20 protein-coding genes and 1 pseudogene are annotated in these 18,804 nt (G+C 69.3%); 6 read left to right on the forward strand and 15 right to left on the reverse strand.

Going from position 1 to position 18,804, the window contains the following annotated elements:
• Positions 1-26: 26 nt before the first annotated feature.
• The 3 genes and pseudogenes from alr to BM345_RS25555 all read left to right on the forward strand — a co-directional run bounded on the left by alr (position 27) and on the right by BM345_RS25555 (position 3,003).
• A complete protein-coding gene (gene alr / locus BM345_RS25545; RefSeq protein ID WP_093385469.1) occupies positions 27-1,115 on the forward strand; it encodes an alanine racemase in 1,089 nt (362 codons plus the stop codon).
• 19 nt (positions 1,116-1,134) lie between these two features.
• A pseudogene (locus tag BM345_RS25550) lies at positions 1,135-1,991 on the forward strand (hypothetical protein).
• Positions 1,992-2,112: 121 nt separating this feature from the next.
• Positions 2,113-3,003, forward strand: a complete 891-nt coding sequence (locus tag BM345_RS25555) for a transglutaminase-like domain-containing protein (protein WP_093385472.1) — start codon at positions 2,113-2,115, stop codon at positions 3,001-3,003.
• Here BM345_RS25555 and BM345_RS25560 read toward each other — a convergent pair.
• Positions 2,955-3,707 carry a siderophore-interacting protein gene (locus tag BM345_RS25560; protein WP_093385475.1) on the reverse strand — a complete coding sequence of 251 codons (753 nt, stop codon included), beginning with the start codon at positions 3,705-3,707 and terminating at the stop codon, positions 2,955-2,957. The two genes, BM345_RS25555 and BM345_RS25560, sit on opposite strands and share 49 nt — an antisense overlap.
• Positions 3,708-3,750: 43 nt before the next feature.
• Here BM345_RS25560 and BM345_RS25565 point away from each other — a divergent pair, with 43 nt between their 5' ends.
• Complete coding sequence (locus BM345_RS25565; RefSeq protein ID WP_093385669.1) at positions 3,751-4,230, forward strand: MarR family winged helix-turn-helix transcriptional regulator; 480 nt, start codon at positions 3,751-3,753, stop codon at positions 4,228-4,230.
• Between the two features lie 59 nt (positions 4,231-4,289).
• Here the strand turns inward: BM345_RS25565 and BM345_RS25570 are convergent, their stop codons facing one another.
• The 12 genes from BM345_RS25570 to hpaR form a co-directional block, all read right to left on the reverse strand.
• Positions 4,290-5,267: a 2-dehydropantoate 2-reductase gene (locus BM345_RS25570; RefSeq protein WP_093385478.1), complete on the reverse strand. Its 978-nt coding sequence runs from the start codon at positions 5,265-5,267 to the stop codon at positions 4,290-4,292.
• Between the two features lie 25 nt (positions 5,268-5,292).
• The gene (locus BM345_RS25575) at positions 5,293-6,081 is read right to left on the reverse strand and encodes a class II aldolase/adducin family protein (RefSeq protein ID WP_093385480.1); all 789 of its coding nucleotides are present in this window, start codon (positions 6,079-6,081) and stop codon (positions 5,293-5,295) included.
• A 16-nt stretch (positions 6,082-6,097) separates the two neighbouring features.
• Positions 6,098-7,093, reverse strand: a complete 996-nt coding sequence (locus BM345_RS25580; RefSeq protein WP_093385483.1) for a Bug family tripartite tricarboxylate transporter substrate binding protein — start codon at positions 7,091-7,093, stop codon at positions 6,098-6,100.
• A 46-nt stretch (positions 7,094-7,139) separates the two neighbouring features.
• Positions 7,140-7,967 carry a 4-hydroxy-2-oxoheptanedioate aldolase gene (hpaI, locus tag BM345_RS25585; protein WP_093385485.1) on the reverse strand — a complete coding sequence of 276 codons (828 nt, stop codon included), beginning with the start codon at positions 7,965-7,967 and terminating at the stop codon, positions 7,140-7,142.
• 17 nt (positions 7,968-7,984) lie between these two features.
• Complete coding sequence (gene hpaH, locus BM345_RS25590) at positions 7,985-8,788, reverse strand: 2-oxo-hept-4-ene-1,7-dioate hydratase (RefSeq protein WP_093385488.1); 804 nt, start codon at positions 8,786-8,788, stop codon at positions 7,985-7,987.
• Between the two features lie 2 nt (positions 8,789-8,790).
• Positions 8,791-9,192, reverse strand: a complete 402-nt coding sequence (locus BM345_RS25595; protein WP_093385490.1) for a 5-carboxymethyl-2-hydroxymuconate Delta-isomerase — start codon at positions 9,190-9,192, stop codon at positions 8,791-8,793.
• A gap of 21 nt (positions 9,193-9,213) precedes the next feature.
• Complete coding sequence (hpaD, locus tag BM345_RS25600; protein ID WP_175545152.1) at positions 9,214-10,074, reverse strand: 3,4-dihydroxyphenylacetate 2,3-dioxygenase; 861 nt, start codon at positions 10,072-10,074, stop codon at positions 9,214-9,216.
• 2 nt (positions 10,075-10,076) lie between these two features.
• Positions 10,077-11,537 carry a 5-carboxymethyl-2-hydroxymuconate semialdehyde dehydrogenase gene (gene hpaE, locus BM345_RS25605; protein WP_093385493.1) on the reverse strand — a complete coding sequence of 487 codons (1,461 nt, stop codon included), beginning with the start codon at positions 11,535-11,537 and terminating at the stop codon, positions 10,077-10,079.
• Positions 11,538-11,564: 27 nt separating this feature from the next.
• Positions 11,565-12,545: a Bug family tripartite tricarboxylate transporter substrate binding protein gene (locus tag BM345_RS25610; protein ID WP_093385495.1), complete on the reverse strand. Its 981-nt coding sequence runs from the start codon at positions 12,543-12,545 to the stop codon at positions 11,565-11,567.
• A 70-nt stretch (positions 12,546-12,615) separates the two neighbouring features.
• Positions 12,616-13,386 carry a fumarylacetoacetate hydrolase family protein gene (locus BM345_RS25615; protein WP_093385498.1) on the reverse strand — a complete coding sequence of 257 codons (771 nt, stop codon included), beginning with the start codon at positions 13,384-13,386 and terminating at the stop codon, positions 12,616-12,618.
• The gene (locus BM345_RS25620) at positions 13,383-14,009 is read right to left on the reverse strand and encodes a fumarylacetoacetate hydrolase family protein (RefSeq protein ID WP_093385500.1); all 627 of its coding nucleotides are present in this window, start codon (positions 14,007-14,009) and stop codon (positions 13,383-13,385) included. The genes BM345_RS25615 and BM345_RS25620 overlap by 4 nt, the downstream gene beginning before the upstream one ends.
• On the reverse strand, positions 14,006-14,443 hold the full coding sequence (gene hpaR / locus BM345_RS25625) for a homoprotocatechuate degradation operon regulator HpaR (protein ID WP_093385503.1): 438 nt from the start codon (positions 14,441-14,443) through the stop codon (positions 14,006-14,008). Before hpaR ends, BM345_RS25620 begins: the two co-directional genes overlap by 4 nt.
• 108 nt (positions 14,444-14,551) lie before the next feature.
• Here hpaR and radA point away from each other — a divergent pair, with 108 nt between their 5' ends.
• Together radA and BM345_RS25635 are read left to right on the forward strand one after the other, a co-directional pair.
• Positions 14,552-15,946, forward strand: a complete 1,395-nt coding sequence (radA, locus tag BM345_RS25630; RefSeq protein WP_093385505.1) for a DNA repair protein RadA — start codon at positions 14,552-14,554, stop codon at positions 15,944-15,946.
• A 29-nt stretch (positions 15,947-15,975) separates the two neighbouring features.
• A complete protein-coding gene (locus BM345_RS25635; protein ID WP_093385508.1) occupies positions 15,976-16,404 on the forward strand; it encodes a glycerate kinase in 429 nt (142 codons plus the stop codon).
• Here the strand turns inward: BM345_RS25635 and BM345_RS25640 are convergent.
• Complete coding sequence (locus BM345_RS25640) at positions 16,401-17,597, reverse strand: MFS transporter (protein ID WP_093385511.1); 1,197 nt, start codon at positions 17,595-17,597, stop codon at positions 16,401-16,403. The genes BM345_RS25635 and BM345_RS25640 overlap by 4 nt on opposite strands.
• Positions 17,598-17,732: 135 nt before the next feature.
• A complete protein-coding gene (locus tag BM345_RS25645) occupies positions 17,733-18,728 on the reverse strand; it encodes a recombination-associated protein RdgC (RefSeq protein WP_093385513.1) in 996 nt (331 codons plus the stop codon).
• Positions 18,729-18,804: the final 76 nt, after the last annotated feature.

Raw genomic sequence — 18,804 nt, forward strand, 5'->3', positions numbered from 1 at the left:
CTCATCTCTGTGCAACTTTTATCGCTGTGCCACGCCCGATTCTCGCCACCGTCCATTCCGCAGCCCTCGCCCACAACCTCGACCGCGCGCGCCGCGCCGCCGTCGAATCCCGCGTCTGGGCGGTGGTCAAGGCCAATGCCTACGGGCATGGCATCGAGAACGTCTTCGAGGCCTTCCGTGCCGCCGACGGCTTCGCCCTGCTGGACCTGGACGAGGCGCAGCGCGTTCGCCAGCTGGGCTGGCGCGGCCCCGTCCTGCTGCTCGAAGGCGTGTTCGAGGCCCGCGACCTGGAGCTGTGCTCGCGCCTGGACCTGTGGCATGCGGTGCACTGCGACGAGCAGATCGACATGCTGGCGGCGCACAAGACCCAGTCGCCGCACCGGGTATTCCTCAAACTCAACTCCGGCATGAACCGCCTGGGCTTCGCGCCCGAGCGCTTCCGCTCGGCCTGGACGCGGCTGAACGCGCTGCCGCAGGTGGACGAGATCTCGCTCATGACCCACTTCAGCGACGCCGACGGTCCCAAGGGCATCGGTCCGGCGCTGGCCGCCTTCGAGCGCGCCACCCAGGACCTGCCCGGCGAGCGCTCGCTGGCCAACAGCGCCGCCGTGCTGCGCCATGCCCCGCAGACCCGCGCCGACTGGGTGCGCCCGGGCATCGTGCTGTACGGCAGCGCGCCCGACTTTCCGGAAAACGACGCGGCGCACTGGCAACTGCAGCCGGCCATGAGCCTGCGCACCCGCCTGATCGGCATCCAGGACCTGCAGCCCGGCGACAGCGTGGGCTACGGCTCGCGCTTCACCGCCGAGGCGCCCATGCGCATCGGCATCGCCGGGGTGGGCTACGGCGACGGCTACCCCCGCCATGCCGCCACCGGCACGCCGGTGCTGGTCAACGGCGTGCGCACCCGCATGGTCGGCCGCGTGAGCATGGACATGATCACCGTGGACCTCACGCCGGTGCCCGACGCCGGCTTCGGCAGCGAGGTCACGCTGTGGGGCCGCGCGTCCGAAGGCACGGTGCTGGGCATCGACGAGGTGGCGCAGGCGGCGGGCACCGTGGGCTACGAGCTCATGTGCGCGGTGGCGCGGCGCGTGCCGATGGCGCAGGACTGACGGCCGGTCCCGCCAGCGCATGCAGGTCCTCTCCAACTGGGGCTCGATCCGGATCTGGGAAACGCGGCTGGAGCGCCGCCTTCACGAGCGCTACAGCCTGCGCGGCCATGGCGTGCTGATCGGCACGCTGACGCTGCTGCTGACCTGGGGGGTGTCCACGCTGCTGATGCACGCGGGCGTCGACGCGCTGGCCAAGCGCTATCTCCTGAGCCTGGGCGTGGGCTACTGGCGTACCTGGGAATGCTGCGGCTCTGGGCGCGTCGGCTGGTGCGCCGGATCGAGGAGGAGGAGCAGGATCGCGGCCAGGACGGCAGCTTCGACGCGTCCTTCGACGTGGTGCCCGGCTCCGGTGGAAGCGGGGGTGGAGGCGGCAGCCTGCGCGAAGCCTCGCCCCCGCTCCTGCGCTCTGGCGGCGGCGGCGACTTCGGTGGCGGTGGCGCCTCGGGTGACTTCGGCAGCGGCGCCGCCGATGCCGCGCAGGCCGCGGCGGACGGAGGCGGCGGCTTGTCGGAGATGGCCGGCGAAGCGCTGGGTGCCGCGGCAGGCGCCGACGAAGGCGCCGTGATCGTGGTGCCGGTCGTAGCGGTCTTCCTGGCGGGGCTGGCGGTGCTGCTGGGCGCCGGATCGCTGGTGCTGCTCTTCTTCGGCTTCGACGTGCTGCTCGCGGTGGCGATGGAACTGGCCTTTGCCTATGCCAGCGCGCGGGCGGCCGCGCGCGTGGTGCGGGAGGGCTGGCTCACCGCTGCCGTGCGCCTCACCTGGAAGCCCTTGCTGGGCGCCCTGCTGTGCGCCGTGCTGCTGGGCGCCGTGGTCGACCATCTCGCGCCGCACGCCGACTCGCTGCCGGGCGCGCTGCGCATCCTCGCGCGCGGCTAGCGCTTAGTCACGCACCATCCTGGGTCTGACGCCAGCGCCCGCGCGGCATCGGGCCGTCCGCCTACGTGAACAAGCGCAAGCAGCACCGTCCGCGCAGCGCTCGATTGTCTAGCATGTCGCCATGCTTATCCGCATCGGTTACGACATCGAACTGGCCTTCACCACGCCCGGCGCGCCCACCGCGCTGGTCTACATGCTGCAGGTCCATCCCTCGCACGAGGACAGGTTGCTGGGTGGGGAGCACATCGGCATCAGTCCGCCGCTGCGCACCGACCACTACCTGGACGCTTTCGGCAACCACTGCGCGCGCGTGCACGTGGATGCCGGCGTGCAGACGGTGCGGCTGCGCAACGAGGCACTCATCCAGGACAGCGGCCAGCCCGATCCTCAGGATCTGGGCGCCATCCAGTGGGGCCAGGCCGACCTGCCGGTGGAGACGCTGCGCTTCCTGCTGCCCAGCCGCTATTGCGAGGTCGACAGCGATCTGCTCGCCTTCGCCTGGCAGAACTTCAACAACACGCCGCTGGGCTGGGCGCGCGTGCAGGCCATCTGCGACTTCGTGCACAACCACCTGCGCTTCGACTACCAGAGCGCGCGCCCCACCCGCAGCGCGCTCGAGGGCTTTCGCGAGCGCGTGGGCGTGTGCCGCGACTTCACGCACCTGGCCATCTCGCTGTGCCGCTGCATGAACATTCCGGCACGCTACGTCACCGGCTACCTGGGCGACATCGGCGTGCCGGCCGTGCCTTCGCCGATGGATTTCAGCGCCTGGTTCGAGGTGTGGCTGGGCGACCGGTGGCATGCCTTCGATGCCCGCCACAACAAGGCGCGCATCGGGCGCATTCCCCTGGCCCGCGGCCTGGACGCGGCCGACGTGCCCATCGTCATGGCCTTCGGACAGCACACGCTCAAGCGCTTCGAGGTCATCACCGAAGAGGTGAGCGAAGGGACGCAGGCCTGGAATCAGGCTTCCAGCGTCTCGTGGAAGTCGGCGGCGCCGGGCTTCCAGTAGACCGCGACCTTCATTGACTCCTTGGGATGCTGCTTTTCAGCGAGCAGCACGCCGCGCAGTTGCGCCATCACGGCCGCCTCGCCGGCGCACCACGCATAGCCTTCGCCTTCGGGGAGCGTGAGCGCGCGCAGGGCCTGCACCATGGCTTCACCGTTTTCGACCCACTGCACTTCCAGCGACGCGGCGCTGGCGAGTTCGCGGCGCGCCGAGGGCTCCACGGCCTGCGCGATCACGATGGCGCGGGTGCCGGCGGGCAGTTCTTCCAGCCGGCGGTGGATGGCGGGCAGGGCGGAATCGTCGCCCACCAGCAGGTGCCAGTCGTAGTCCGTCGGCACGATCATCGAACCACGCGGCCCGCCGATGAGGGCGCGCTGCCCCACCTGGGCCTTGCGCGCCCAGTCGGCGGCGGGGCCGTCGCCGTGCAGCGCGAACTCGATGGTCAACTCGCGGCGCACGGCGTCGAAGCGGCGCGGCGTGTAGTCGCGGCGCACCGTCTCGCCGGTGGCGTCGTCGTCGATCATGAACTTGACGTGGTCGTCGAAGCCGTCGGAGCGGAAGTCGGCCAGCGCCTGGGCATGGAAGGTGACGGCGACGAAATGCGGGCCCATCGGCTCGACGCGCACCACCTCGACGTCGCGGCGGTGCAGCTCGTGGCGCACGCGCTGCACGCGGCGCACGGGGGCGGAAGAAGCTTCTGGATTCATGGATGGGAAGGGTCTTGCGATATGGTTGATAATGTCATCCATCATGCGCAAATCAGTTGACCATGTCAACCATAAGGCTTCCGCTGCGTCCCCGTCGGCCGACGAGGACGTGCTGGAGTCGGTCCACGCCCTCATGCACCTGTTCCGTTCGCGCCAGCACCGCGTGCTGCGCGAGGGCGCGCACGACGTGAGCCACATGGAGGCCAAGGCGCTGGGCTTCTTCGCCCGCCGTCCGGGCGCGACGCTCAGCGACTTCGTGCAGCACTCGGGACGCGACAAGGGCCAGATGGCGCGCCTGGTCGGTGGCCTGCGCGAGCGCGGCCTGCTGGAGGGTGTGGCCGACGAGACCGATCGTCGCAGCCTGCGGCTGAGCGTGAGCGCGGTGGGCAAGGAGATCCAGGCGGCGCTGGCGCTGCAGGGCAAGCGCCTGTCGGCGCAGGCGGTGAAGGGGCTGGGCGCGGAAGAGCGTGCGCAGCTGCTGGCGCTGCTCGCGCGGGTGCGCGGCAACCTGGAACAAGAGTAGGGGCAGATGTCGGTCGGAGACTTGCAGCCCACGCTGCGTCCGCCGACCGGAACTCCGGGCTAGTACAGACCCAGCTGCCGCGCCTGCAGCCGCGACAGGCCCAGCAGCGCGTCGGTGAAAGGCGTCGCCACGCCGGTGAGCTGACCCAGCTCGCGCACCGAGGACACCAGCGCATCCAGCTCCACCGCGCGTCCGGCTTCCACGTCCTGCAGCATCGAGGTCTTGAAGGCGCCTAGCTTGCGCGTCACGGCGTGGCGGTCTTCCGGCGTCTCTGCGATGGGCACGCCGATGCGTTCGCCGATGTCGCGCGCCTCCAGCATCACCGCGGAGATGAAGCCGCGCACCAGGTCGTCGCCCAGGATGAGGTCGGTGGTGGCCCGCGTCAGCGCGCTGATGGGGTTCACCGTCATGTTGCCCCAGAGCTTGTACCAGACGTCCTTCTGGATCTGCGGCGAGAGCTTGGCGTCGAAGCCCGCCTTCTGCAGCAGCGCATGCAGCGCCTGCACCCGCGGCGAGGCCTCGCCCGAGGGCTCGCCCACGATCAGGCCGTTGCCGAAGTGCAGCCGCACCTTGCCCGGGCCGTCGAGCGCGCAGCTGGCATGCACCACCGCGCCGATCACGTGCCTGGCCGGGATGGCCGCGTCGATGGCGCCGCCCGGGTCCACCGCCGCCAGGCGCTGGCCGGTGAACTCGCCGCCGAAGCCGCCGGAGAGGAACCACCAGGGCACGCCGTTCATGGCGGTCATGACCAAGGTGTCGGGGCCAATGAGCGGTGCGATGCGCTCGGCCACCGAAGCCAGGGCCGGGGCCTTCACCGCGATCACCACCAGGTCCTGCACGCCGAGTTCAGCCGGGTCCTCGCTGGCCTTCACCGGCACGCTGCTGCGCTGCTCGCCGTGGGACAGCACCAGGCCATCGCGCTGCAGCGCTTCCAGCGTCGCGCCGCGCGCGACCACGCTCAGCTCGCAGCCGGCCTGGGCCAGCTTCACGCCGATCCAGCCGCCGATGGCGCCGGCGCCGTAGATGCAAACCTTCATTCGAAATCGCTCCCTGTCCTGTCGATCAATTCTTGTAGCTGGCGTCGATGCGGTCCACCTGCCGCACCAGCGCATCGAACACGTCCTGGCCGGCGCCATGCGCCGGATTGAACTGCAGCGCATCGGCGGTGCAGCGCGCGGCGATCGCCTCGCTCACCGGGATCGGCTGGCCCATGGACAGCGTGGCCATCTGGATCTCGCAGGCGCGCTGCAGCGTCCACAGCACCGCGAAGGCTTGCGGCAGGGTGTGGCCCCAGGCCAGCAGGCCGTGGTTGCGCAGGATCACCGCCTGCCTGTTGTCCATGCTCTTGAGCAGGCGCGGGCCTTCGTCGGCATGGATGGTGATGCCCTCGAAGTCGTGGTACGCCACCTTGCCGTGCAGCTGTGCGCTGTAGAAGTTGCTCTGGCTCAAGCCGCCCTGAAGACAAGCCACCGCCACGCCCGCCGTGGTGTGCGTGTGCATCACGCAGTGCGCGTCGGACAGGCCGTCGTGGATGGCGGCATGCACCGTGAAGCCGGCCGGGTTCACCGGGAAGGTGGAGCCGTCCAGCACTTTGCCCTGCAGGTCGATCTTCACCAGGTTGCTGGCGGTGACCTCGCTGTAGTGCAGGCCGAAGGGGTTGATGAGGAAATGCTTCTCGCCACCCGTCACCGAATCGGGCAGGCGCACCGTGATGTGGTTGTAGATCATCTCGGTCCAGCCCAGCATCGCGAAGATGCGGTAGCAGGCCGCGAGCTGCAGGCGCGCGGCGCGCTCGTCGGGATGCAGGGCAGGGTGCGTCAGCGATGACGACGGGGTGGCAAGAGCATTCATGGTGTTTCCTGGTGGGTCAGCCCTCCGCGGTGAAGCCCACTTCCTTCACGATGGGGCCCCACTTGGCGGTGTCTTTCTTGATCAGCTCGGTCAGTTCGGCCGGCGTAGAGGACATGGTTTCCAGCCCGAAGGTGGCCAGGCCGTCGATCACGTCCTTCTGCGCCAGCGCTGCCTTGGCAGCCGCGTTGGCGCGCGCCACCACCTCGGGCGAGGCCTTGGCGGGCAGCAGGAAGGCGAACCATTCGCTGTGCGTGGCGTTCTTGATGCCCTGTTCCTCGAAGGTGGGCACGTCGGGCGCGAAGCGGCTGCGCTTGGCACCCGAGACGCCCAGGATGCGCACCTTGCCGGTGGGCAGGTGCTGCGTGATGTCGCCGATGGGGCCCGACACCGAGGACACGTTGCCGCCCAGCAGGTCCAGCATGGCCGGCTGCGTGCCGCGGTAGGCGGCGTGCTTCAGGTCCACGCCCACGTTCTTGCCCAGCAGCGCGCCGATGAAGTGCGGCGTCGATCCGGCGGCGGGCGAGCCGAAGTTGGCGCCGGCCGGATTGGCCTTGGCCCACTCCAGGAACTCGGGCACCGACTTCACCGAGGCCGGCACGGCCGGGCCGACCGCGAAGCCGAAGTCGAACTGGCAGGCGACGGTCACCGGCGCCAGGTCCACCAGCGGCTCGTAGGGCAGCTTCTTGTAGATGTGTGGATAGATGGTGAGGATCGAGGTGGGCGTCTGCAGGATGGTCGAGCCGTCGGCCGGCTGGTCCTTCACATAGGTCACCGCGATCTGGCCGCCGGCGCCGGTGCGGTTCTCCACCACCATGGCCTTGGCATAGTCCGGCTGCATGCGCACCGCCGTGCGGCGGCACAGCGTGTCGGAGGTGCCGCCGGCCGCGAAGCCGGTGATGAAGCGCGCCGTCTCGAAGGGGGCGCCGCTCTGTGCCAGCGCATGCTGGCCCAGGCCGGCCAGCAGGGCGGCGGCGCCGCCTTGTTGCAGCATCTGGCGTCGGGTGAAAGTCATGGCTCGTCTCCGTTGGTTATGAAAGTGAGCGGAGTATGGAGCGCGCTCAATAGCCGGAGGTCGAGGGGCTTCCCGGGGTGCCTTGCTTCTTGTATTTCATGGCTAGCTGCTGCGCGGCGGCGGTGAGCACCATGGTGTCGACGCCCACGGCCACGAATCGCGCGCCCGCGGCCAGCCATTTCTCGGTCTGCTCGTGCGTGGTCGCCAGGATGCCCGGCGCCTTGCCGGCCGCCAGGATGCGCTTGATCGCGTCCTCGATGGCCGCCTGCACTTCTGGGTGGCCGGGCTGGCCCGAATAGCCCATGGAGGCCGACAGGTCGGCCGGCCCGATGAACACGCCGTCGATGCCCGGCGTGGCGGCGATGGCATCGATGTTCTTCAGGGACAGCGCCGACTCGGCCTGCACCAGCAGGCAGACCTGGTCGTTGGCCTCGTGGATGTACTGCGGATAGGCCTGCCAGCGCGAGGCGCGCGCCAGGGCGCTGCCCATGCCGCGGATGCCGTCGGGCGGATAGCGCGTGGCCTGCACCAGCTGCGCCGCCTGCTCGGGCGTGTCGACCATGGGGACCAGCAGTGTTTGCGCGCCGATGTCCAGGAACTGCTTGATCAGGGTGGTGTCGCCCACCGGCACGCGCACCACCGCCTGCGAGCGCTCGGCCTCGGGCTGCGCCGACCAGGCGCTCGCCAGGCCCTGCAGTTGCTCCAGCACCGAGCGCACGTCGTTGGGCGCGTGCTCGCCGTCGATCAGCAACCAGTCGAAGCCGGTACCGGCCAGGATCTCGGCGACGTAGCCGTTCGCGAGGCCCACCCACAGGCCGATCTGCGGCGTGGGGTTGAGCAGGGCCTTCTTGAAAGCGTTGACGGGCAGTTTCATCCGGGGGCTCCTCGGGCTCAGTTGAATCGGAAGGCGATCGAGCCCAGGGGCCCGTAGTCGGCATGGAAGGTGTCGCCCACCTTGGCGTTGGTGGGCCGCGTGAAGGAGCCGCCCAGCACGATCTCGCCCGGCTCCAGGCACTCGTCCCAGGGCGCCAGCTTGTTGGCCAGCCAGGCCACGCCGTTGGCCGGGTGGTTGAGCACGCCGGCGGCCACGCCGGTCTCCTCGATCACGCCGTTGCGGTAAAGCAGCGCGCTGACCCAGCGCAGGTCCACCGCGTCGGGCTTCACCGGCCGGGCGCCCAGCACGAGCCCGGCATTGGCCGCGTTGTCGGCGATGGTGTCGAAGACCTTGCGTGGCGCCTGGGTGTGGCGGTCGAACTGCTCGATGCGGGCATCGATGATCTCGATGGCCGGCACCACGTAGTCGGTGGCGGCCAGCACGTCGAAGATGCTCACGCGCGGCCCGCGCAGGCGCTTGCCCAGCACGAAGGCCAGTTCCACTTCCACGCGCGGCGCGATGAAGCGGGTGAAGGGGATGTCGCCGCCCTCGGCGAAGAGCATGTCGTCCAGCAGCGTGCCGTAGTCGGGCTCGTCGATCTGGCTGGACTGCTGCATGGCCCGCGAGGTCAGGCCGATCTTGTGACCGATCGGCCGGCGCCCCGCGGCGATTTTGGCGGCCACCCATTCGCGCGAGATGGCGTAGCCGTCCTCGATGCTCATCTCGGGATGGCGCTTGGAGAAATGCTCCACCTGCACGCGCGTGCCCTCGGCCTCGTGCAGCTCGGCGGCCAGCGACTTGATCAGGGATGGGGACAGCATGGTCAGCCGAAGAAGGCGTGCAGGTTGCCGATCTTGGCGTCATACACCTGCCCCGGCGCCTCGTCGATCTGGAAGGTGATGCCCACGTGCCGCCTGGCCAAAAGCGGCGCGAAATGCGCCTTGGCGGTGGCCGTGATCGCATCGCCGATGCGCTTCTTCACCGCGTCGCTGCGGCCCGAGGCCATGCGCAGGTTGAGGTAGGCGAAGGCATGGTCGTCGCTGCCGTCGGCCACCGCGTAATGCGCCGCCGGGAAGGCCATCACGCGCGTGCCGCCGGTGGGATAGACCTGCCGGCCCTCGTCGTCCTTCTGCGCGAGCATGGTGTCGGCCAGCTTGCGTGCCAGCCCCCCCATGTCGGCGTCGGCCTCGAGGTTGGGGGTGTAGAGGATGACCAGGTGCGGCATGTTCTTGCTCCTTGCTTTTCTTCAGGCCAGCGGCGTGACCGGGAAGATCGCGTTGATCTGCCCGGTGCCCGAGCTGCCGAAGTAGGGGGTGACGATTTCTGCAGGCGCGCTGTATCGGTCCCAGCCCAGCAGGCCCAGCAGCATCGCAGTGTCGTGCATGTCGCCTTCCCCCCAGCACTTGTCGGCATACATGGGCAGCATGCCGATGAAGCTCTTCCAGTCGCCCTGTTCCCACAGCTGCACCACGCGGCGGTCCACCTGTTCCAGGAAGGGGTCGTAGACCTTGTGCATGAACTCCGGCGCGCGGCCGTTGTCGGCGAAGTGGTGAGACAGCGAGCCGCTGGCGAACACCGCCACCGTGCCGTCGTAGCGCTCCTCGATCGCTCGGCGCACCGCCAGGCCGAAGCGGCCCGACTCCTGCAGGTCGTGCCAGTCGCACCAGCCGCTGATGCTGATGACCTGGTAGTGCTGGTCCGCGTTCATGTAGCGCATCGGCACCAGCGTGCCGTACTCCAGGTCCAGCGTGGTGTCGCTGTGGGCACGGCTCTTCACGCCCATCTCGTTGGCCATGTCGCCGATCAGGTGCCCGAGCGTCGGGTTGCCCGGGTAGGCGTAGGGCATGTTCTTGATGAAGTGCGGCAGCTCGTTGCTGGTGTAGATGCCTTCGAACTTCGGCCCGCAGTTGATGTGGTATTCGCTGTTGACCTGCCAGTGCACGTCGAAGACCACGATGGTGTCCACGCCCAGCGCGCGGCAGCGGCGGTCGATTTCCTTGTGGCCGTTGATGGCCGCGTCGCGGCAGCCGAAGTTCGGGCCGGGGAATTCCGAGAGGTACATCGACGGCACATGTGTGATCTTGGCCGCCAGCGCGAGCTTGCCCATGGTCAGACTCCCCAATGCGGAATGTGGTGCGAACCCAGCGAGACCGCCACGTTCTTCGGCTCGCAGAAGACCTCGTAGCTCCAGGTGCCGCCTTCGCGCCCCGTGCCGCTGGCCTTGGTGCCGCCGAAGGGCTGGCGCAAGTCTCTTACGTTCTGGCTGTTGACGAAGCACATGCCCGCCTCGATGGCCGCGGCCACGCGGTGCGCCTTGCCGATGTTCTCGGTCCACACGTAGCTCGACAAGCCGTACTGGATGTCGTTGGCCAGGCGGATGGCATCGGCTTCGTCCGTGAAGGGAATGAGGCAGGCCACCGGGCCGAAGATCTCGTCCTGCGCGATCTTCATGCGGTTGTCCACGTCGGCGAAGACGGTGGGCGCCACGTAGTTGCCCTTCTTCACGCGATCGGGGAGCAGGGGCGCCTCCAGGCCGCCGCACAGCAGCGTCGCGCCCTCCTTGGGCCCCAGCTCGATGTAGCTGCGCACCTTCGCGAGATGGGCCTGCGAGATCATGGGGCCGACGATGGTCTTTTCATCCAGCGGATCGCCCACCGTGATGCGCCTGGCGCGCTCGGCGAACTTCGCGGCGAAGTCGGCATAGATCGACTTCTGCACCAGGATGCGCGAGCCCGCGGTGCAGCGCTCGCCGTTGTTGCTGAAGATCATGAACACGGCGGCGTCCAGCGCACGGTCCAGGTCGGCGTCCTCGAAGATCACGAAGGGGCTCTTGCCGCCCAGCTCCATGCTGAACTTCTTCAGGCCCGCGCTCTTCACGATGCGGTTGCCGGTGGCGGTGGAGCCGGTGAAGCTGATGGCGCGCACGTCCGGGTGCGCCACCAGAGGCTCGCCGGCGTCGTTGCCGTAGCCGTGCACCAGGTTCAGCACGCCCGGCGGAATGCCCGCTTCCAGCGCCAGTTCGCCAAGCCGCGCGGCCGTCATGGGCGAGAGCTCGCTCATCTTCAGCACCGCGGTGTTGCCGAAGGCCAGGCAGGGCGCGACCTTCCACGTCGCGGTCATGAAGGGCACGTTCCACGGCGAGATCAGGGCGCACACGCCCACCGGGTGGAACAGCGTGTAGTTCAGGTGCGTGGGCGTGGGGTAGGTGTGGCCGTCCACCCGCGTGCACATCTCGGCGAAGTAGTAGAAGTTGTCGGCCGCGCGCGGCACCAGCTGCTTGCCGGTCTGGGCGATGACCTGGCCGCAGTCGTCGGTCTCGGTCTGCGCGATCTCGGGCACGTTCTTCGCGATGAGATCGCCCAGCTTGCGGATCAGCCTGGCGCGCTCGGGCGCGGGCAGGCCGGCCCACTTGGGAAAGGCTTCCTTCGCGGCGGCGACCGCGGCATTCACTTCCGTCTCGCCGCCTGCGGCGACTTCGGCCAGCACGTCCTGCGTGGCGGGGTTGACCGTCTCGAAGTAGTCGCGGCCGGCAACGCGTTGGCCCCCGATGAGGTGATCGATTCTTTGCACGAAAAAGCTCCAGTCGTCGTGTTCGGGTCAGTCCAGCTTGATGTCGCGCGCCTTGATCAGCGCCTGCCACTTCCTGCGTTCAGCTTCCGTGTAGCGCGCCATCTCGCTGGCATCGGCCGGGCGGACCTCCCAGCCGGCGTCGTAGAGCCTCTGGCGCACGCCCGCATCGCCCATGGCCTTCTGCAGCTCGGCGCCCAGTCTGGCCTGCAATTCCTTGGGCGTGGCCGCGGGCGTGACCAGACCCTGCCAGGTGTAGGCCTCGACCTCGGCCAGGCCCAGTTCCTTCGCGGTGGGAATGCCCGGCAGCTGCGGCACGCGCTCGGCCGACATGGCCAGCAGCGGCACGACCTTGCCGGCCTTGATGGCGCTCACGCCGCTGGGCAGGTCCAGCATCATCAGCGGCACCTGTCCGCCCATCAGGTCCTGCAGCGCCGGCGCGCCGCCCTTGTAGGGCACGTGCAGCAGCGACACGCCCGCCTCGCGCTGGAAGAGTTCCAGCGCCAGGTGGTGCGGGCTGCCGGTGCCGGGCGTGGCGATGCTGTACTTGCCCGGCGAGGCCTTGAGCGTGGCGAGCAGCGCCTTGGCGTCGGCGATGCCGGCGTTGGGCGCGGCCGTGATGATCAGCGGCGAGCGGCCCATCATGCCCACCGGCGCGAAGTCCTTCTCGGCGTCGTAGGGCAGCTTCTTGTAGAGCGCCGGGTTGTAGACGAGCACGCCGTTGTCGGCAGTGAACACCGTGTAGCCGTCGCCCGGCGATCGCGCCACCAGTTCCGAAGCGATGATCGCGCCCGCGCCGGGGCGGTTGTCCACCAGCACCGGCTGGCTGATCTGCTGCGACACCTGGGCACCCACGGTGCGCGCCAGGAAGTCGGTGCCGCCGCCGGCCGGATAGCCGACCACCCAGCGCACCGGCTTGACGGGATAGCTGCCCTGGGCGCTCGCGCCGGCCGATGCGGCCAACGCCAGCGCGAAAGCCGCGATGCGGACGAAATTCTTGGCGACGATCATCTCGTGTTGTCTCCTGCGAAGTGCACTGCCCGTCCGGCAGCGGGACGGCGCGCCTCGGAGGCGCGCCCGTTCAGGCAGCGGCGATGGTGTTGACCAGTGCGCCTATGCCCTCGATCTCGGTCACGACCACGTCGCCCGGCTGGCAATCGACCACGCCATCGGGCGTGCCCGTCAGGATCAGGTCGCCGGGCGACAGGGTCATGAAGCGGCTGAAGTACTCGATGAGGAAGGGCGCGTCGAAGATCATGTCTCGCGTGCTGCCCTGCTGCGTCAGCTTGCCGTTGACGGTGGTGCGCAACGCCAGCGCCATCGGGTCGGCCACGTCCTTCGCGTCGACGAACCAGGGGCCCAGCGGCGTGCAGGTGTCGCGGTTCTTCACGCGCAGGTTGGGGCGGTACCAGTTCTCCAGGTAGTCGCGGATCGCGTAGTCGTTGGCCACGGTGTAGCCGCCGATGAAGTCGTAGGCGTCGTCTCGCCTGACCTTGCGCGCGGTCCTGCCGACCACGATGGCCAGCTCGCATTCGTAATGCATGAACTGCACGCCGGCCGGGCGGCGGGTGAGCTGGCGGTGGCCGATGAGCGCGGCCTGGCCCTTCACGAACACCAGCGGTTCTTCCGGCGCCTTGAATTCCAGCTCCTTCGCATGGTCGGCGTAGTTCAGGCCCAGGGCGAGGATGGTGCGCGGCCTCGGCGTGGGCGCGAGCGGTGGCAGCCAATTCAACATGTCCTGCGGCACGATGCGGCCGTCGTCCAGGCGCACCGCTGCATCCGCTTGGCCCTGGTACTCATGCGCGACACCGTGCTGCTCGCGGCCTTCGAAGATGACGCGGGCGTGCTTCATGCGGCCTCCTTCACCAGCGTGTTGGCGAGGGTGGCGAAACCCGGCGCCGAGATCTCGATGCGCTGTCCCGCGCGGCCCAGCGGGCGGCCCAGGTCGCAGCCGAGCATCAGCACGTCGCCGGGTGCGAGCGTCATGAATTCGGTGACGTCGGCCAGGAGGCGCGCGGCCGGGCGCTGCAGTTGGGAGAAGTCGATGGACTGCCTCAGCTCGCCATCGACGCGTACCTCGACGCGGATCGCGGCCGGGTCCGGCACGTCTGCCGCATCGCGCACCGCGGGGCCGATGCCGAGAAAGCCGTCCAGGCATTTGAACTTGACGGGCGGGCGGAAGAAGCTCGAATGCGGCACCGAGAGATCGTTCATCAGCACGTAGCTGGCGACCTTGCCGCCTTCGCCGACGACCATGCCTACGCTCGCGCCTATCTCCACTTCAGGTACGTTGGCAGGCACTGCGATCTCGCTGTCGTGCGCGCTCCAGGTGTTGGCCGTCTTCACGTAGAGCACCGGCGCATTGGGCGGTGCCTTGTAGGGCGGCTGCGTCATCTGCGGCGCCAGCGCCTTCAGTTCGGCGCGGAAATTCAGCAGGGTCCCGTACACCGTGCCGGCGGGAATGAAGTGCGTCATGCCGAAGGTTGCTCCAGGGCGATGAGTTCGTCGAGCAGTTCATAGAGCTGCTTGAGCTTGGCCTTGCCCAGCGATTTCTCCATGAACTCGTAGTGGGCCTCGATGCTGGTGGACAGGCGCTTGACCAGCTTCATGCCCTGCGGCGTCGCTTCCACCACGGTGCGGCGCTGGTCCTCGGGATCGCGCGATCGGGTGAGGAGCCCGTCACGTTCCATGCGGGCCAGCACGCCGGTGAGGCTGGGGCCGAGGATGAAGGCTTCGCGCGCCACCCGGCCCACTTCCACCGCGCCGTGCTCGCCCAGCACCCGCAGCACGCGCCACTGCTGGTCGGACAGCTGGTGCTCGCGCAGGCTCGGCCGGGTGTGGCCCATCACGGCTTCGCGCGCCTGCAAGAGCAGGCGAGGCAGGTTGCGGTGGGTGAAGGCGGTGCCCATGTCTTGTCTGTTGCGATTCGAATTACTTAATATATTAAATGTTTTGCCGCCGGGCACGCAAGCGGTGCAAACCCGCGGGGCCTTGCCGCCCTGCCTACACTTGGCAACATGGCCAAGGAAAAAAACATCTACGTCTGCAGCGAGTGCGGCGGTACCAGCGCGAAGTGGCTGGGCAAGTGCCCCAGCTGCGGCGCCTGGAACACGCTGGTGGAGCAGAGCGCATCCGCGGTGAGCGGCGGCAACAACCGATTCGGCAACACGGCGCAGTTCGCCTCGCTCGCGGGCTCCTCCGAGCTGATGCTGCTGTCGGAGATCGAGGCGGTGGATATCGCCCGCACGCCCACGGGGCTCGACGAGCTCGACCGCGTGCTGGGCGGCGGCATCGTGGCCGGCGGAGTGACGCTGATCGGCGGCGACCCGGGCATCGGCAAGTCCACGCTGCTGCTGCAGGCGGTGGACGCCCTGCAGCGCGCGGGGCAGAACGCGCTGTACGTCACCGGCGAGGAAAGCGGCGCGCAGGTGGCGCTGCGTTCCAAGCGGCTGGGCCTGTCGCAATCGCAGGTGCAGGTCATGGCCGAGATCCAGCTGGAGAAGATCCTCGCCACGCTGGACGCCTCGCGCCCGACCATCGCGGTGATCGACTCGATCCAGACCGTGTATTCCGACCAGCTCACCTCCGCCCCCGGCTCGGTGGCGCAGGTGCGCGAATGCGCGGCGCACCTCACGCGCTTCGCCAAGACCAGCGGCACGGCGGTGGTGCTGGTGGGTCACGTCACCAAGGAAGGCGCGCTGGCCGGCCCGCGCGTGCTGGAGCACATGGTCGACACGGTGCTGTACTTCGAGGGCGACACGCATTCCAGCTTCCGCCTGGTGCGCGCCATCAAGAACCGCTTCGGCGCCGTCAACGAGATCGGCGTGTTCGCCATGACCGAGCGCGGCCTCAAGGGCGTGACCAACCCCAGCGCCATCTTCCTGTCGCAGCACAGCGAGCCGGTGCCCGGCAGCGTGGTGCTGGTCACGCTCGAGGGCACGCGCCCCATGCTGGTGGAGATCCAGGCGCTCGTGGACAACGGCGGGCCCAGCCCGCGGCGCCTGTCGGTGGGCCTGGACCGCGACCGCCTCGCGATGTTGCTGGCGGTGCTGCACCGCCATGCCGGCGTGGCCTGCATGGACCAGGACGTGTTCGTCAACGCGGTGGGCGGCGTGCGCATCGGCGAGCCGGCGGCCGACCTGGCGGTGATGCTGGCCATCACCTCCAGCCTGCGCGGCAAGCCGATGCCCAAGGGCTTCATCGCCTTCGGCGAAGTGGGACTGGCGGGCGAGGTGCGGCCCGCGCCGCGCGGGCAGGAACGGCTGCGCGAGGCCGCCAAGCTGGGCTTCTCCGTGGCCATCGTGCCCAAGGCCAATGCGCCCAAGAAGGGCGCGCGCGACTTCGAGGGCCTGACCATCCACGCCGTCGACCGCATCGAGGAGGCGATGGACGTGGTGCGCACGCTGGCCTAGCACGGCGACGCGGCGACAATAGAGGGGTTATGAACTTTCGAAGACTCCTCGTTCCGGCCGCCGGTGCGATCCTCATCGTCGCGGCCTACCGCTCCTTCGGCTGGCCGGGCGTGGCCCTGGTCTCGGGTGCGCTGGTGCTGTACCTGCTGCTGCATTTCAACCGCACGATGGCCGTGCTGCGGCGCGCTGCGGACCGCCCCATCGGCACCGTCGCCAGCGCGGTGATGCTCAACGCCAAGCTGCGCAAGGGCGTGAACCTGCTGCACGTGATCGCGATGACCCGCGGCCTGGGAGAACTGCGCTCGCCCAAGGACGAACAGCCCGAGCTGTACCGCTGGAGCGATGCGGGCGGCTCCTATGTCGATGCCGAGTTCCATAACGGCAAGCTCAAGAGCTGGACACTGACGCGCCCGGACGCGCAGGAGCCCGCCGAACCCGCCGACGCCGGTCCGGTCTAGTTCGCCGCCTTCGCCAGCGCGCGCGGCGTGCCGTCCAGCGCCAGGTAGGTCGCCAGGGCCAGCAGCGGCAGCAGGGCACCTGCCGTCGCCACCGCCCACCAGCCCTGGTGGAACAGCAGGCCAGCCACCGACGAGCCAATGGCGCCGCCGATGAAGAAGGTGCCCATGTAGACGCTGTTGGCCCGGTTGCGCGCCACCGGGTCCAGGCTCAGCACCTCGCGCTGGCCGATCACGTGGTTGGCCTGCACGCCGGCATCCACCAGCACCGCAGCCACCAGCAGCAGCCACAGTGGTCCGCCTGCTGCGGTCGCGCCGAAAGAAACGGCGCTCACGCACATGGCGATGACCGTGATGGCGCGCGTGTGGCCGTGGTCCGCCAGCTTGCCGGCCCAGGGCGCCACGAAAGCACCGCCGGCGCCGGCGAGTGCGAACCAGGCCAGGCCGTGCTGCGTCATGCCGCGCTCCAGCAGCAGCCAGGGCACGGCCGTCCAGAACAGGCTGAAGGTGCCGAACATCGCGGCCTGCGAAAGCGCCCGCTTGCGCAGGGGGCGGTGCGTGGCAAAGAGGCGCAGCATCGAGCCGACCAGTTCGCGGTAGGGCGCATGCACGCCCGGATGCAGCGGCGGCAGCCGGCGCCACACCACCGCCAGCATCATCACCGTGAGCACTGCGGCGGCCGCGAACACGCTGCGCCAGCCGGCCAGCCCCGCCACCGTGCTGGACACAGGCCGCGCCAGCAGGATGCCCAGCAGCAGCCCGCCGGTCATCTTGCCGATCACCTGCCCGCGCCGCTCGGGCGGTGCCATGTGTGCAGCCAGCGGCACCAGCATCTGCACCGCGCAGGCGCCGATGCCCACCAGCAGGCAGGCCAGGAGGAAGCTGTGCTGCGTGGGCGCGGCCGCGGCCAGGCACAGGGCCAGCGCGGCGCAGCCCATGGTGCCCAGCACCAGGCGCTTGTTCTCCACGATGTCGCCCAGCGGCGTGAGCAGGAACAGGCCCACGCAGTAGCCCAGCTGCGCCAGCGTGACCACCAGGCCGGCCGCCTGCGGGCTCAGGCCCAGCTCGGCGCCGATGGGCGCGCTCAGCGGCTGTGCGAAATAGAGGCTGGCCACCAGCAGGCCGCAGGTGGCGGCCAGCAGCGTCAGCAAGGCGGGGCTGAGCTGCGGGACGGTGTTCTTGTTCGCTGTCGACATGAAGTTCCTTCATGCCGCGCCCGCTCGCCGTGGGCGCAGTCGGGTGCGCGGCGCTGCGGATTGTCGCGGCGCGACCCAATCACCCGCGCCGGCACGGTCAATGCGGCTGTGCCAGCGCCTGCCGGGCGGCGGCGATCAGAAGGGCGCTTCTTCCTCTTGCGGCGCGGCCACGGCGGGCGCACCGGCCGTGGGCGCCGCCTGGGCCGGCATCACGTCCGCGGCGGCTGCGCCAATCTCCATCTCGCCGCCCAGCGCGTCGATCAGCGCCGGGATCAGCTGGCCCAACTCGCCGGTGGCGATGGCCACGTCGGCGTCGAAGTCGTCTTCCTTCTTGTCGCCGGGCGCGGCCTCGTCCGTGCCCTCGAGGAACACCAGCTTGCGCAGCTGCAGGCCCTCGGTCAGCTCGAAGCTGACGCGGTCGTCCCAGGTCATGGCCAGGCGGGTGGCACGCTTGCCGCTCTCGATGTGCTGGCGCACCTCGTCGATGTCCAGCGCGTGCTTGGCATAGCGCACCACGGCCTTCGACTCGTCGGTGGCCTTGAGCTCGCACTCGCGGTCGACGCTGAACTCGGCTGGGGGCTCCTGCGTGTGCAGCCAGCCCGACATGGCGGCGGCCGGCTCGATCTTCGTGTTGATCAGGCTCACGCCGAAGCCGGGCAGCGCCTGCACCAGGCTGCTCACGATCTCGTCGGCGCGCGCCGCGTTGGCGGCGTTCACCACCAGGCGGCGGTGCTCGCGGTCGACCCAGACGGTGACGCGCGCGTGGCGGCTGAAGGCCATGGGCAACAACTCGCGGGCGATGTCTTCCTTGAGTTCCTTCTGTTCCTTCTTGCCGGGCTTGCGGCCCTCGGTGGCCTCGATGTGGGCCAGGCGCTCCTCCAGCTTGCGGCGCACCACCGAGCCGGGCAGGGACTTGGCCTCGATCATGAATTCGAGCAGCCACTGGCCGCCCACCGATTCGAGCAGCGGGCCATGCTCCTCGCCGCGGGGCGGTACCCAGCCGACGGACTTTTCCTGGCTGGCGCCGCAGGGCACGAAGCGCTGGGCCTGCAGCGCCTCCTCGGCGGCGGCCAATTCCTGCGACCAGGTGGGTTCGATGCGATAGACGATGACGTTCTTGAAGACGGACACGGATTCCCTTTGACTAGCGAGATGGCGAGCCGGCGGCATGGCGGCGACTCACTGGCGGATGGACGGACGGATGAAA

It is taken from the genome of Variovorax sp. OV329 (assembly GCF_900114785.1).
In the GTDB taxonomy this organism is placed as follows: domain Bacteria; phylum Pseudomonadota; class Gammaproteobacteria; order Burkholderiales; family Burkholderiaceae_C; genus Variovorax.

Bases quoted from the DNA above. Each gene is read 5' to 3' on its own strand.
- BM345_RS25555 (WP_093385472.1), top strand. From the start codon at position 2,113: ATGCTTATCCGCATCGGTTACGACATCGAACTGGCCTTCACCACGCCC.
- BM345_RS25560 (WP_093385475.1), bottom strand. From the start codon at position 3,707: ATGAATCCAGAAGCTTCTTCCGCCCCCGTGCGCCGCGTGCAGCGCGTG.
- BM345_RS25565 (WP_093385669.1), top strand. From the start codon at position 3,751: ATGCGCAAATCAGTTGACCATGTCAACCATAAGGCTTCCGCTGCGTCC.
- BM345_RS25570 (WP_093385478.1), bottom strand. From the start codon at position 5,267: ATGAAGGTTTGCATCTACGGCGCCGGCGCCATCGGCGGCTGGATCGGC.
- BM345_RS25575 (WP_093385480.1), bottom strand. From the start codon at position 6,081: ATGAATGCTCTTGCCACCCCGTCGTCATCGCTGACGCACCCTGCCCTG.
- BM345_RS25580 (WP_093385483.1), bottom strand. From the start codon at position 7,093: ATGACTTTCACCCGACGCCAGATGCTGCAACAAGGCGGCGCCGCCGCC.
- hpaI (WP_093385485.1), bottom strand. From the start codon at position 7,967: ATGAAACTGCCCGTCAACGCTTTCAAGAAGGCCCTGCTCAACCCCACG.
- hpaH (WP_093385488.1), bottom strand. From the start codon at position 8,788: ATGCTGTCCCCATCCCTGATCAAGTCGCTGGCCGCCGAGCTGCACGAG.
- BM345_RS25595 (WP_093385490.1), bottom strand. From the start codon at position 9,192: ATGCCGCACCTGGTCATCCTCTACACCCCCAACCTCGAGGCCGACGCC.
- hpaD (WP_175545152.1), bottom strand. From the start codon at position 10,074: ATGGGCAAGCTCGCGCTGGCGGCCAAGATCACACATGTGCCGTCGATG.
- BM345_RS25610 (WP_093385495.1), bottom strand. From the start codon at position 12,545: ATGATCGTCGCCAAGAATTTCGTCCGCATCGCGGCTTTCGCGCTGGCG.
- BM345_RS25615 (WP_093385498.1), bottom strand. From the start codon at position 13,386: ATGAAGCACGCCCGCGTCATCTTCGAAGGCCGCGAGCAGCACGGTGTC.
- BM345_RS25620 (WP_093385500.1), bottom strand. From the start codon at position 14,009: ATGACGCACTTCATTCCCGCCGGCACGGTGTACGGGACCCTGCTGAAT.
- hpaR (WP_093385503.1), bottom strand. From the start codon at position 14,443: ATGGGCACCGCCTTCACCCACCGCAACCTGCCTCGCCTGCTCTTGCAG.
- radA (WP_093385505.1), top strand. From the start codon at position 14,552: ATGGCCAAGGAAAAAAACATCTACGTCTGCAGCGAGTGCGGCGGTACC.
- BM345_RS25635 (WP_093385508.1), top strand. From the start codon at position 15,976: ATGAACTTTCGAAGACTCCTCGTTCCGGCCGCCGGTGCGATCCTCATC.
- BM345_RS25640 (WP_093385511.1), bottom strand. From the start codon at position 17,597: ATGTCGACAGCGAACAAGAACACCGTCCCGCAGCTCAGCCCCGCCTTG.